This is a genomic window from Chryseobacterium camelliae, assembly GCF_030818575.1.
Taxonomy (GTDB): domain Bacteria; phylum Bacteroidota; class Bacteroidia; order Flavobacteriales; family Weeksellaceae; genus Chryseobacterium; species Chryseobacterium camelliae_A.
Map to the genome: position 1 here is coordinate 1,732,677 of NZ_JAUTAL010000001.1, position 13,914 is coordinate 1,746,590.

Sequence of the window (13,914 nt, forward strand, 5' to 3'; positions counted from 1 at the left end):
ACGCTCCCAAATCCGGAAGCGTTTTCTGTTATAACTAGCTTTAATAGTATCCTTATACGTTGAATCTGAAGTGCATGATGTCACCGTCTTTTACGATATATTCTTTACCTTCCACGGAAAGCTTACCGGCTTCCTTCACTTTTGCTTCGGAACCGTAGGTCATATAATCGTCATATTTGATCACTTCTGCACGGATGAATCCTTTTTCGAAATCGGTGTGGATCACGCCTGCGGCCTGTGGTGCCGTCCAGCCCTGTCCGATGGTCCATGCCCTTACTTCCTTTACCCCGGCAGTAAAATATGTCTGAAGTTTCAGCAGGTCATATGCCTTTCTGATCAAACGGTTCACGCCCGGCTCCGTAAGTCCGAGTTCTTCAAGGAAAATCTCTCTTTCTTCAAAGGTTTCAAGCTCATTGATGTCGGCTTCGATCTGTGCAGCCAGTACTACGACTTCCGCACCTTCATTTTTTGCCATTTCTTCAATTTTGCCAATCCATTCATTGCCGTTCTTAATGGAATTTTCATCCACATTACAAACGTACAGAACAGGTTTATTCGTCAACAGCTGAACTTCCCCTATAATGGATTTTGTGGTATCATCCACTGCAAATTCCCTTGCATTCTTACCGTCTTCGAGGAATTTCTGAAGGTTTTGCAGGGTTTCATAAGTAAGGATGTCTTCCTTTTTACCGGACTTAATGAATTTCTTTGCTTTCTCAACCGCTTTACCTACGGTTTCCAGATCTTTCAGCTGAAGTTCGATATCAATGATTTCTTTATCTCTCAACGGGTCTACAGAACCTTCTACATGGACGATGTTCCCGTTATCAAAGCATCTTAATACATGAATAATGGCCTCGCACTCCCTGATGTTGGCCAGGAACTGGTTCCCCAGTCCTTCTCCTTTGCTGGCTCCTTTTACCAGACCGGCAATATCAACGATCTCCACTACCGCCGGCAAAACCCTTTCAGGCTTTACGATCTTTTCAAGCTCGAATAACCTTTGATCCGGTACGGATACCGTTCCGAGGTTAGGCTCGATGGTACAGAAAGGATAATTGGCTGACTGTGCTTTTGCATTGCTCAGGCAGTTGAAAAGAGTTGATTTACCTACATTCGGCAAGCCTACGATTCCACATTTCATATTGTAAAATTCTAAGTTTTAAATTTATCATCCGGGGCCTGGAATGATCCCATATCACAACGGGATGCAGAAACCCTGATCTTTCAGCCCGCAAAGATAGTGATTTTAAGGACAGTTTCATAATAAAAAAATCTGCCGGAGACCGGCAGATGATGTCTGTATCTGATAGAATTTTCTTGATGTTATGGATTGGCTCCGGTAGCGTCCTGCGCCTGTTCTGCGTCATCCGGAAGCGTCTCGAGAGTCTTGTCCAGCGCAAATAGTGATTCGTCGGTTGCCCTGTCTCCACCCGCGATTTTTAATTTATCAATCAGGTTCATGGCAAATGTTTCCTCTTCAATCTGTTCTTTTACAAACCACTGAAGGAAATTCCATGAAGCCCAGTCTTTCTCTTCAAAAGCCATATCCACCAGTTTATAGATTGCCGTTGTATTATCCACTTCATGCTGAAAAACCAGGTCGAAACAGTGGGTTAGGCTTTTCGGTTCCTCTCCAGGAGCTGGTAATTCGGTAATTTTCGGCTTGCCCCCTCTGTTGAGTACATATTGCATAAATTTTACGGCATGATCCCTTTCTTCCTGGGCATGACGGAACAGAAAATTTGAAATTCCACCGTACCCTTTATCGGCAGCCCAGATTCCGTATGAAAAATAAACGCGTGACTGTAAGTCTTCGGTATTCATCTGGTCGCTTAACGCCTTTTCAAGTCTCGGTGAAAGTCTGTTGGTATTCATAATTTATATTTTTTGATGATTATGGGTATTAAAATGCAAAAATAGTTCCGTGAAACCGGAGTTGTATTTTAACTCCATACTCATCGACTCAATAATTACCTGTAATACAATTACTTATACTCTAGTTTATAGTTATTCTAAACTTCTTTCAACTGCTGAACCAGCCATTTTTCTAAGGTCTCAACCTGTACAGCATTGCTGATCAGTAAATTCGGGAGCTGTTTCCCGCTTTCCGCTGCAATCTTTTTTTTCAAAAAGGATTTTCACTTCAATCGGGGCTAGGATTGCAGTCTTTTGTTTAGATATAAGCCGATTTATATAGTTGATCATTGATGATTGATGATTGATGATTGATCGTTCAACTGTAAAGCAATAGTTATAGTTAAACAGCAAAAAATCCCGCAAAAGATTTACGGGATTGTATGCATATTTTTACAGGGGTCTATTTTATCTTCCTGGCCGTGTAATCACTCTCGTTACCAAGACGGTCGATCGCTTTAATCGCTACGCCATTCAGCACTCTTCCTTCTTTTGATTTCGGAATGTCCTTGGAAAGCTGATCCAGGGTAAGGATTTCAGTTTCCCATACTCCGTTATACTGGGTGAACAGTACCCATTTGAAAACTTCTTTCAGGTTGGGAGTGCTCCAGCTTGCCCGTATTGTACTTCCCGCATCCGCCAGGAACAGTGAAGGGACCTGTAATGGAGCGGCTTTGATCCAGGGTGATTTAGGAATCAGGGCTTTCTCTTTGTATGGCCCGTTTTTAAGTGTAGACAGCATTCCGGGATTTTTGGTGAGCCCGGCAATGCTCCAGTGGATTTCACCGGCATCATTCCCCAACACCTGACGGGAAATGTCGATCTGGTTTCTGATCTCAGACGGGCGGTCGTTGGACTTTACCTCAATGGTATTCAGACCAGGCCATAAATGGCGTTTCAGGGTATTTTCAGATTCCCACCAGTTGAGCAGTGCACCGAAGCCCTGCCCTTTGGAATCAACGGGCCAGTACAACTGGGGCGAAAAATAATCTACCCAGCCTTTATTCAGCCATAATTTGGCATCGGCGTATAATTCGTCAAACTGGGATGAACCAACCACCCCCTGAGGGTATCCCGGTTTCCAGATCCCGAACGGGCTGATCCCGAATTTCACATAATCTTTCTCTGCGTGAATTTCTTTGTAGATCCGCTCTACAAACCTGTTGACATTATCCCTTCTCCAGTCTGCCCTGGATAAGGTACCGCCACTGTTTACATAAGCAGTCCAACTTGCGGTATCCGGAAAATCAGCACCGTGGTTGTATGCAGCATACGGATAAAAATAATCATCAAAATGCACTCCGTCTATGTCATACCGCTTAACGAGGTCTTTTACAATATTGGAAACATGTCCCTGCGTTTTAGGATTGGCAGGATCGAACCAGTACATCCCGTTTTTAAGCCTCACCACCATGTCGGGAAGTTTATTGACCATTGACAGGTTGCTCACCGGACCGCCGTTGGAATGGTGGGCACGGTAAGGGTTCAGCCATACATGCAGTTCGAGGCCTCTTTTGTGGGCTTCTTCAATCCAGAACTGCAGAGGATCGTAATTCGGATAAGGCGCACGGCCTGTCTGGCCGGTCAGGAAATATGACCAGGGTTCAATCTCACTGGTGTATAAAGCATCTGCTGAAGGACGGACCTGAAAGATCACCGCATTGAAATTATTGTCGGCAAGCATATCCAGCATCCCGATGGCTTCTGCTTTTTGCTGGTCTACAGACAGATTATTCCTTGATGGCCAGTTGATGTTCGCCACACTGGCAACCCAGGCTCCACGGAATTCACGGCCGATCACCGGAAGGTTGGTCCTGTAGGTTTCTTCCGGTTCTGCTTTTATAGGAGGAGGTTTAGGGAGAGAGGTTGCCTGCGGAACAGGCTTTTTACCCGTCTGAGATGTCACGGCTTTCTGTGAGGAGCAAGACCCCATCGCAATAGCTGAGAAAAACAGGGCTGTATACGTAATGTTTCTGATGTTCATAAAGCAAAAATAATGTTATTCATTTTTATTAGGAAACGCGACGCTTCCAAATTATGCGCTGAATATGAGTTAATGGATGATTTTTTTGATTTTCAAGGATCAAGTCTGTCCCGCAAAACAAACCCTTCCTTACCATCGTGAGTCCTTATGTGACACCACGATCCGCTTACCGCAAGAATCCGGACGCGTGTTTTGGTATCTGTTGTGGTTAAGATTTCATATTGGGTTCCGGGACCTGCACGGAGGTTGGTTCCTGCTTTAGTGTGTTTTGATGCAGGAATGGCTGTTTTTGAATTCTGTTTGGGTACCGGCCGTATCCTGATGTAGGGATAAGGGTCAACTGCTCCGCCTGTGGTATAAATTCCGAAATGGAGATGCGTAGGCCCTCCTGCGGCATTACCGGTATTGCCTACCCAGCCGAGCGTGTCGCCGGTCTTTACATTTCTGCCGCTTTCGGTCAGGATGCTGTCCAGATGGGCATAGTAATAGGAATTCCCCAGCAAGGCATCACGCTGCCAAACCTGCTTCCCGCCCAATCCCTGATTTCCGGTACGGGTGATGAACCCATCGGCAACCGCAACCACAGGCGTTCTGCGGGAAGCAAAAATATCCACGCCTTCATGGCTCCTGCCGCCGCCGTCACGGCTCGCACCCCAGAAGCTCTGCACATTACGGTTTCCTTTCCCGGTTACCGGAAACGATAATGATGGCTGCGTGTAGAACAGGAGCCCATAATTTTCAGAGAATTCTATTTCAGGCTGTATAACTACTTTGTATAAGCCGGTATTTTCTATAAAAGCGGAGAACCTGTTGTTGGTCATCAGGCTGCTTTCGGCATCATCGATGTTTGCACCCGGAGCCACAAGGTCTACAAAAATTTTTGCGTTAGGCTTATTTGTATTGCTTTCGATGATGAGTTGATCTCCTTTTTTGAGTTCCAGTGAATAGCCTATTGCATTCATCGCTGCGGAATCTGCCGCTACAACAAATGAAGTGCCTTCAGGAATGGTAAGCCGGTTGGCTACCGCTGCAGAAAAACTGCCTTTCCAGTTAGCCATGGCACTATCAGATCCTGAAAAGCTGCGTTCATATTTCCTGCGTTCTGAGGTTTCAAAAATATGTTTTGGTACTTTCAGTCCGTCACAGGATAGGATTAGGAGCAGGATTGCAAAGAATAGTGATGCAGGTTTCAATGTACTCATGGCAGGGAAAATGCAAAAATGTGGCCGTAGCAATAAAGAAACGGATGATTGCATAAGCAATATCCTGGTTTAACTGTATGCTCTTATCCATATATGGCTGACTCAAACCTCACAGGTTTTGAAAACCCTTGAGGTTTATCTTTGTCGTTATTGAAAATAAAAAAACCTTCTTCCGCTTATTTTGCTTCAGGAAGATAATTCAAAACAAATTTCATTATTCATCTGAATTTCTGACCTTTTTAAAAATAAATTCACTGCTGTTTTTGATGACCAGTAATGTATCTCCTTCCGCTTTCTTTATGATTCTGAACGGAAGCTCAACCTCTCTCCAATAGACCGGAAAATCACTATTCTGAACACTGCCGGGAATCAGCAATCTTCTTTCTTCAAAATTCCTGGGATAATACATGAAATTATATTGTTTATTAATATAACTTTCATCATTAATTATAAAGGAGTGTCCGATATTAAAAACTCCTTCCCCCGGAATCAGAACATCAAACTGGTACTCATCAAAATCTTTCAGCTCTGTTTCTTTAAGATGACACCCTACAATCATGAAACTGTACAAGATCAAAATAAAAATTCTATGATATTTTTTCATATTAACTCCTTTACTCAACTCTTGATAACATTAAAAACTGAAACTAAAAAAAGCCTCCCGATAAATACGGAAGGCTTATATAGTATCCTGAAACCATTAGTTTTCAGTGATTGTTGCAATTAAGCTTTTGCAGATCTTTCCACTCTCTTTCTTTCTTCTTCAGAAAGGATTTTCTTTCTCATTCTGATGAAATTCGGTGTTACCTCAATAGCTTCGTCACCCTGGATGTATTCCATGCATTCTTCAAGTGAGAATAAGATTTTCGGAGCTACCCCGGTGTCTTTATCTTTTCCTGACGCTCTCATGTTATTCAGCTGCTTTGCTTCTACGATGTTTACCACAAGGTCTCCCGGTTTGTTCTGCTCACCGATGATCATTCCCGCATAGATTTCCTCACCCGGATCTACGAAGAACTTACCTCTGTCCTGTAATTTAGCAATGGAATATTCCGTAGCAGGACCTTGGGTTTTGCTGATCAGTACCCCGTTGTTTCTTCCCGGAATAGCGCCTTTGAAAGGCTTGTACTCCGTGAAACGGTGTGCCATGATCGCTTCTCCTGCAGTAGCGGTAAGCATTTGGGAACGCAGTCCGATAAGACCTCTGGAAGGAATTTCGAATTCCATGTGCTGCATTTCACCTTTGGTTTCCATGATGTGAAGGTCCCCTTTTCTCTGGGTAGCAAGATCGATTACTCTGGAAGCATATTCTTCCGGAACATCTACCACCAAAGATTCATAAGGCTCCAATTTTTGTCCGTTTTCATCTTCTCTAAGGATTACCTGAGGCTGACCGATGGTCATTTCGTATCCTTCCCTTCTCATCGTTTCGATAAGAACCGATAAGTGAAGAATACCTCTACCGAATACCAGGAATGTGTTGGCATCATCCGTCTGCTGAACCTTCAAAGCAAGGTTTTTCTCCAATTCTTTGGTTAACCTTTCTTTCAGGTGGTTAGACGTTACATATTTACCGTCTTTCCCGAAGAACGGAGAGTTGTTGATGGAGAACGTCATGTTCAGCGTAGGCTCATCGATGGCCGTTCTTTCCAATGGCTCAGGATTTTCAAGGTCTACGAATGAATCACCGATCTGGAAGGCATCGAAACCTACTACGGCACAGATATCACCGGCCTGTACTTCGGTTACTTTTTTCTTTCCTAATCCTTCAAAAACATATAATTCCTTTACTTTTCCTTTTACAATTTTTCCGTCTGCCTGGGCAAGACCGATCCACTGGGATTCTTTGATCTCCCCTCTGGTTACTTTCCCGATCGCGATCCTTCCTAGGAAAGAAGAGAAATCCAGGGAAGTAATCTGCATCTGAAGGGTTCCTTCGCTCACTTTCGGAGCCGGAACGTATTGCAGGATACCATCCAGTAACGGTAAAATATCTTCTGTCTGCTCCAGTGAAGTGTTGAACCATCCCTGTTTTGAAGATCCGTAGAACGTTGGGAAATCCAGTTGTTCTTCCGTAGCTTCCAGGTTGAAGAACAGGTCGAATACCTGATCGTGAACTTCATCCGGACGACAGTTCGGTTTATCTACTTTGTTGATAACCACCAATGGTCTCAATCCCAGTTCCAGGGCTTTCTGAAGTACGAAACGCGTCTGTGGCATAGGACCTTCAAAAGCATCCACCAAAAGGATTACCCCATCGGCCATTTTCAGAACCCTTTCCACTTCGCCACCGAAATCGGCGTGACCGGGGGTATCGATTACATTAATTTTTGTGTCTTTATAAGTAACAGAAATATTTTTGGACAAGATGGTGATCCCTCTTTCTCTTTCAAGATCATTGTTATCCATAATTAATTCCCCGCTCTCCTGATTTTCTCTGAAAATGTTGGTCGCGTGAATGATCTTGTCAACCAAAGTGGTCTTCCCGTGGTCAACGTGTGCGATAATCGCAATATTTCTAATGTTTTGCATATAGGATTTTTACGGGTGCAAAAATAGTGATTTTAAACCAAATATAACGTATGATGCATAATTATTTAACAATTTAATAATGAGCGGATTATTTAAACCAGATATGCACAAAGTTTAGGAAACGCTTTTTCCGGCAAAGTTCCGGACGGTTCCTTTCGGCTATATGTTAAGGCCCGGATCAAAGATCCGGGCCTTAACTGACTTAATTTATATAGTTTAATTGCAGTATGCTTATACTGTCTGCTCTTCGTGTTTTCCTTCATTGATTTCTTCTACCAGCTTTTTATTGAAAGCGGGTAAATCTTCAGGAGTCCTGCTGGTAACCAATCCGTTGTCAGTTACTACCTCGCTGTCTTCCCAGTCTGCCCCAGCATTTTTCAGGTCTTTGCTGATGGATTTTACGGAAGTCATGTTTCTCCCCTGCACTACCTCTGCGTTGATCAGGATCTGTGGTCCGTGGCAAATGGCTCCTACCGGTTTATGCTGTTCAAAAAAGTCCCTTACAAAGCTTAATGCGGTATCATTGGTCCTTAAAGTATCCGGGTTGATCACTCCTCCAGGTAACATCAATGCATCATAATCAGAAGCGGAGGCTTCGTTCAACGTTTTATCTACAGGATATTCTTTCCCCCAGTCTTTTTCTGCCCATGCTTTGATGGTTCCCGCTTCCGGGCTGATGATATGGGCTGTCCAGCCTTGTTGTTCTAAATACTCTTTTGGTGATTTCAGTTCACTTTCTTCAAAACCGTGTGTTGCCAGAATGGCGATTTTCTTAGACATAATTTTTTGATTTGGTGTTATACGGTTAATAACTAAGAAAAAATGATGCCGCCGAAAGCCTTTGAATGCTAAAAATTTGTTAAAACTCAGGAATGGTAAAATATATTTCCGGATTGCCTAAAAATAATCCCTGTCATAATGCACTGAATCATGATCACCACAGCAAGTTTGAACAGGAAAGATTTTTTCGACACTTTATGCCTGAATATGAGCATCCCGAGCAATGCACCGGCAGTTCCACCCAGAAAAGTAACCGCCAGCAGAAATGCCTCGGAAATTCTTCTTTTATGCCGTACCGCACGGTATTTATCCATACCGAAAATAATAAAGGTAATTACAGTTGTGATTACAAAAATATATTCCATACAGGAGCGCAAATTATAAAAAAAATCCGGAGGCGGATGAAGAGACCAGACTTTCAGATATTAAAAGGAAAAAATTCCTGATGAATTTATATTACCGATGTCTTATTTTTGCAGGTTTAAACCATCAATCAATGACCTTACAAAACCTCGCGGGCAGTTATGCCGTGGAAGGCAGCAACCAGGAAGCAACCGATCAGGTGACCTACAGAGGCATCCTTACCCTGTCCCTTGACGAAAACAACCGGATTATTGCCCAATGGATCATCGGTGACCATGAGCAGAACGGGACCGGATTTTACAAAGACGGAATATTAGTCATTAACTTTAATTATACCGGCGAGGATGGCCAGATATATAAAGGTGTCGCAGTCTACCGGTGGATCAGCAATGATGTCCTGGACGGGTTCTGGTCTGAGAAGTATGGTGACCCGAGGTTTCTGGGAAGTGAATATTGTGTACGGATCCGGGATTCAAAATTCCTGAATTGATTTGCTCCGTTGAAAAAACAATGATGTAATTATTTATTCTGTAGATTTTTACTTTCGATAAGATTTCCGATCCTATTCATCAGGCAGTCCAAAATTTCATCCATGATAAGCAGTTTCTCTCCCGGACAATGGTCGATGTTATCAGTGTATCGTAATCCGGCATCTATGGTCCTGTAAAAATCGGGGCTTAGCTTACCGAACAGGAACTCGATTTTCTCCATCGAAGGGTCTGCGAAAACGCACAATTTCCAGATGCTGAATGCATTAAGGTAATGCGGCATATACGAATGCAGGGAACCATACAGGAAAACCCGGAAGGCTTTCATCACACACCGGGCAAAAACGGCTGCAAAGCCGTATCCTTTGTTGTCCTCAACATATTTCCGCATGGCAAAATATTTTGTGACATAGCCCTGTAAAGCGGCATAATATAAATCCATATCCCCATATTCTGTACCATGCGGTTCCTCCCAGTGAATATCAGGATGCAGGTCATCGGTTGTGAAAATCCTGTTCCGGCCAGTCATGATCTGCCGCATCAGATGCTGGCCATTAAATAATTGCTCCTGAATGGAAATCCTGCTGTGGCTTAGAATAACAACACCTGCTGAACCGCAGCTTTTCGCCTGTACCGAATCCTGGATCCGGATGATCTTCTCATTGCCCAGCCCCTCCCCGATCACCAGAAGGTAATACAGCCTGATCTTCCGGCTGTTCTCAAAAGTATCTGCCGTATGAAACAGGAAAATTTCCTCCGGATCAGCTGTTTTACAGACGGCATTGAAGATCATTTCCAGGTTTTTGTCGCCGGTTTTGGTTTCAGGAATTTCCGCTTCAACAGCTAAAACGGGAACATCCGGCTCCAGCATGGTTTTCAGTTCTTTGAACCTGTGTTCTATCCGCTGGTATAATTCCGATTCCAGATGCTGTATTGCGCTGTACAGTTCTGTCCGGATGTCCATTTCATCCCCCGATTCCGCAGCGTTTAGGGCAGCTTCCAGTTTTGAGATCAGGTAATAGGTATTTCCGTTTTTCCTGACCAGCAGTTTCCGTAATAGCGGAATATGCAGGGTTAAATCTTTTATTCTCTGGTGTTTATTTTTGTGGTCCCTCCGGTCTCCCAGATACATATATTCCAGGTAATCCAGATCATGTTCAATCAGCCTGATGTACATCAAATAGGTGCTGATGGGTGAATACAAGGCGTGGAACCGGTCTGTTTCCGACTTCAGCAGGTCATGGTCGTGGTAAAATTCTTCCCTGAAAGAAGAATACCTTTTCATCCGATGTTTTCCGGCTTTATCCATATGGTGACAGGCCGGAACAGGATCTTTACTGTAGATCAACAGTGACGAATGGGTATAGTAATACACCAAAGGATAGCCTTTCTTTAACTGATATTCTACCGTTTGCGGACAGGATACATATAATTTTGTCTGATGCTCCGAAAAGGCTTTGGTGACCCATTTTCTTTCGCGGATCAGTTCAGCATCCTTATGGGATTGAGTCATGAGGAAGAGATGGCTATAGCCTTTCTGATCCGCAGGATGGTAATAGATCTGTAGTATCAGATTATTCAGGCATTCCTGCCGCAGCTGATTCCGAAGGTATTCATTCTTCAGGGGAATCATCATTTTTTTTGTTGTGTCCATTGCTGTGTTTTTTTAGATGGTGAAACGAATTTCCCATACCGGAGCAGATTATCCAAGTTTTTGTAAGACTATGAAAGCCGGAATAACGGATGTCCCATCCCTCCAGAACGGTTATTCTTCCTTTCTGCTTCTTTTTTAGTTTGCCAAACATAAAAGTGATCCTTTCAACAAGTTCTCGATACACTCCACTCCGTTCGTACTCGAACTGACGGAGACGGAAATTAATCTCTGACAAACACTGCGGCACCGTCAGTTCGAGTGTTTTTCGCAGCAATGCGGAGAAAAATGTATCGAGAACCGGTGATTAACAAACAAAAGTGGGATCCTTTTCAACAAGTTCCCGATACACTCCACTCCGTTCCGCACTCGAACTGACGGAGACGGAAATTAATCTCTGACAAACACTGCGGCACCGTCAGTTCGAGTGTTTTTCGCAGCAATGCGGAGAAAAATGTATCGAGAACCAATGATTGACAAACAAAAGTGTGATTCTTTTCAAAAAGTTCTCGATACACTCCACTCCGTTCCGTACTCGAACTGACGGAGACGGAAATTAATCTCTGACAAACACTGCGGCCCCGTCAGTTCGAGTGTTTTTCGCAGCAACGCGGAGAAAAATGTATCGAGAACTGATGAGTAACAAACAAACGGAGGCTATCATCCGCACTAAGTTCTCGATACACTCCACTCCGTTCCGTACTCGAACTGACGGAGACGGAAATTAATCTCTGACAAACACTGCGGCCCCGTCAGTTCGAGTGTTTTTCGCAGCAATGCGGAGAAAAATGTATCGAGAACCCGGTAATTAACAAACAAAAGTGGGATTCTTTTCAACAAGTTCTCGATACACTCCACTTCGTTCCGTACTCGAACTGACGGAGACGAAAATCAATCTATGACAAACACTGCGGCACCGTCAGTTCGAGTGTTTTTCGCAGCAAGGCGGAGAAAAATGTATCGAGAACCGGTGATTAACAAACAAAAGTGGAATCCTTTTCAACAAGTTCTCGATACGCTCCACTCCGTTCCGCACTCGAACTGACGGAGACGGAAATTAATCTCTGGCAAACACTGCGGCCCCGTCAGTTTTATCCATTAGTTTTTTCAGCATAGGATCGAAAGATGCATCAGAAAGTACATGGTTTTTCCTTCACTGTCAATTCATACCTTTCTGTACAAGGCATACCCATCAAAACTACATCCTGAAAGTGAGTACCATAGTCATTGGGTTAGGATTTTTACCGGATAATTTATACCTTTACTCGTCACACTTTTAAAAGATTGGCTGTATCTTTACGGCTTAGAAAAACAAAACACATGGAACAGAAAATACATCAGGGACGCAACGTCAAACGCTTCAGGGAAATGCTGGGCGTCAAACAGGAAGCCCTCGCCCTCGATTTAGGCGATGAATGGAACCAGAAGAAAGTTTCCCTCCTGGAACAAAAAGACGTCATCGAAGAAGCGATCCTTCAGAAAATCTCCGAAATACTGCATATTCCCGTAGAGGCATTTCAGAATTTTGATGAGGAACATGCAGTGAATGTAATTGCGAATACTTTTGGAGATAATGCTTGTGTCGGTAACCCGAACTCAACTTTCAATTTTAATCCCATTGAAAAATGGATTGAGGCTTTGGAGGAGATTAAAAGGCTGAATACGGAGCTGCTGAAGTCTAAGGATGAGCAGATTAGAATGATGGAGAAGCTGATTGGAAAATAATAGTAAAGCCTGAGAGTGCTCAGGCTTTGGTTATAAATGTATCTAATATTTTTTTCCCTATATCCTGATCGAGCTTTCCGTCTTTGTCCAAAACAGATATTTTACCTAAGCCACAGTGATGATGGCTATTATTTTTTAAAGGGACAAACTGATTGTAGACATTTGTATTATCCTGAACATTATTCGCAGGATACAGCAAAAGTGAATTTCCGCTGTCCCAGTATTCATTATACACATACATTTGCCTAAGATCATGAGTAGATGGCTGTGACTGATCGATATTTTTCCATTTGGTATCAATAATCAGCTTCACCTCACTCTCCTTTTCAACGACAATATCAGGGCGTATATAAATACCGTTCCAGAAAGGTTTAGAATTCTGTCCGTATATGCTAATTCCAGATCCTTCTGCAGCCTGTTTCAATTTCACTAAAACATATTCTTCCCAAAGACGGTTCATATCGAAAAGCAATGCCAGCATTTTTTCTGATCCATCGGAAACATTGGGTGCATAATTCAGAATAATTAATCGTGCTATGGACAATGCCGTTTCATAGGGTGCGGTCTTTCTTGATTTCGGAATTTTTGAGAACGTATTGTCATTAGCTTTAATCAATTTTACCTCTGGAAAACCAAGTTGTACGGTTTTACATTTGCTATAAATATAAGTTCCTTTTGAAAACTCAGCAATAATATTCAATGCCTGATTTAGAATCTGATGAATCAGATGGTCTTTTTTATATACCTGATGGGTTGTATAAAAACGTTCTTTATGAACAAGATTTCTCTGAATATGCCCAGCAAATTCAAGTTTGCCTTTTAAAGCTTTTACATTTCCGGTTTGCCTGTAGTACTGTTTAATCAATCCCTGATGAATGAGCAGCCATAATTCATCTAAAAACCATTCAAAGTAAATATCCAGAAGGTGTATTGATTGCCGCGATACATTGGCCTGACCGACCTGTTGTATTTTCAATTTTCTGGTTGCTTTCAGCATTTGGATCAGTACGTTCTGCCATTTGCTTTTATTTTCTTCGGTATCGGATTCATAACGGTCTATTTTAGGAAGAATCTCAATTGATAATCCATCGACTTGGATAACACCTACGTATTGTTTGAATACGACACCGTTGTGTTTCAAGTCGAAATATTGGTAATTATGCAAAGCATTGAGTTTGGATAATGCCACAAAGTGATTGTTATTAAAGCCTTTGTCACCAGTTGCAAGAAAGCTGTGTTCGAAAACTTGGATGATATTTTTCTTTGTCATTT

Annotated in this window: 12 protein-coding genes; 2 read left to right on the forward strand and 10 right to left on the reverse strand. The window is 42.8% G+C overall.

Features of this window, described 5'->3' with window-relative positions; translation table 11 throughout:
* Positions 1–52: 52 nt before the first annotated feature.
* The 8 genes from ychF to QE404_RS07940 form a co-directional block, all read right to left on the reverse strand.
* Positions 53–1,144, reverse strand: a complete 1,092-nt coding sequence (ychF, locus tag QE404_RS07905; RefSeq protein ID WP_307448921.1) for a redox-regulated ATPase YchF — start codon at positions 1,142–1,144, stop codon at positions 53–55.
* Between the two features lie 182 nt (positions 1,145–1,326).
* Positions 1,327–1,878 carry a ferritin gene (locus QE404_RS07910; RefSeq protein ID WP_307448924.1) on the reverse strand — a complete coding sequence of 184 codons (552 nt, stop codon included), beginning with the start codon at positions 1,876–1,878 and terminating at the stop codon, positions 1,327–1,329.
* 442 nt (positions 1,879–2,320) lie between these two features.
* Positions 2,321–3,901: a glycoside hydrolase family 10 protein gene (locus tag QE404_RS07915; RefSeq protein WP_307448926.1), complete on the reverse strand. Its 1,581-nt coding sequence runs from the start codon at positions 3,899–3,901 to the stop codon at positions 2,321–2,323.
* 92 nt (positions 3,902–3,993) lie between these two features.
* Entirely contained in the window at positions 3,994–5,103 is a 1,110-nt protein-coding gene (locus tag QE404_RS07920) for a M23 family metallopeptidase (RefSeq protein ID WP_307448929.1), read from the reverse strand.
* Between the two features lie 214 nt (positions 5,104–5,317).
* Positions 5,318–5,707, reverse strand: coding sequence for a hypothetical protein (locus QE404_RS07925; protein WP_307448932.1), 390 nt, complete (start codon positions 5,705–5,707; stop codon positions 5,318–5,320).
* Positions 5,708–5,826: 119 nt separating this feature from the next.
* On the reverse strand, positions 5,827–7,635 hold the full coding sequence (gene typA, locus QE404_RS07930; protein ID WP_307448934.1) for a translational GTPase TypA: 1,809 nt from the start codon (positions 7,633–7,635) through the stop codon (positions 5,827–5,829).
* 231 nt (positions 7,636–7,866) lie between these two features.
* Positions 7,867–8,415, reverse strand: a complete 549-nt coding sequence (locus tag QE404_RS07935) for a type 1 glutamine amidotransferase domain-containing protein (protein ID WP_307448937.1) — start codon at positions 8,413–8,415, stop codon at positions 7,867–7,869.
* Between the two features lie 86 nt (positions 8,416–8,501).
* Positions 8,502–8,780, reverse strand: coding sequence for a DUF1294 domain-containing protein (locus QE404_RS07940; RefSeq protein WP_307448939.1), 279 nt, complete (start codon positions 8,778–8,780; stop codon positions 8,502–8,504).
* A gap of 131 nt (positions 8,781–8,911) precedes the next feature.
* Between QE404_RS07940 and QE404_RS07945 the strand changes: the two genes are divergently transcribed.
* Complete coding sequence (locus tag QE404_RS07945) at positions 8,912–9,268, forward strand: hypothetical protein (RefSeq protein ID WP_307448942.1); 357 nt, start codon at positions 8,912–8,914, stop codon at positions 9,266–9,268.
* 29 nt (positions 9,269–9,297) lie between these two features.
* On the opposite strand, the gene QE404_RS07950 is transcribed toward QE404_RS07945, so the two are convergent.
* Positions 9,298–10,920, reverse strand: coding sequence for a hypothetical protein (locus QE404_RS07950; protein ID WP_307448944.1), 1,623 nt, complete (start codon positions 10,918–10,920; stop codon positions 9,298–9,300).
* 1,317 nt (positions 10,921–12,237) lie between these two features.
* Between QE404_RS07950 and QE404_RS07955 the strand changes: the two genes are divergently transcribed.
* On the forward strand, positions 12,238–12,642 hold the full coding sequence (locus QE404_RS07955; protein ID WP_307448947.1) for a helix-turn-helix domain-containing protein: 405 nt from the start codon (positions 12,238–12,240) through the stop codon (positions 12,640–12,642).
* 19 nt (positions 12,643–12,661) lie between these two features.
* Here QE404_RS07955 and QE404_RS07960 read toward each other — a convergent pair whose 3' ends face one another.
* Entirely contained in the window at positions 12,662–13,912 is a 1,251-nt protein-coding gene (locus QE404_RS07960) for an McrC family protein (RefSeq protein ID WP_307448950.1), read from the reverse strand.
* Positions 13,913–13,914: the final 2 nt, after the last annotated feature.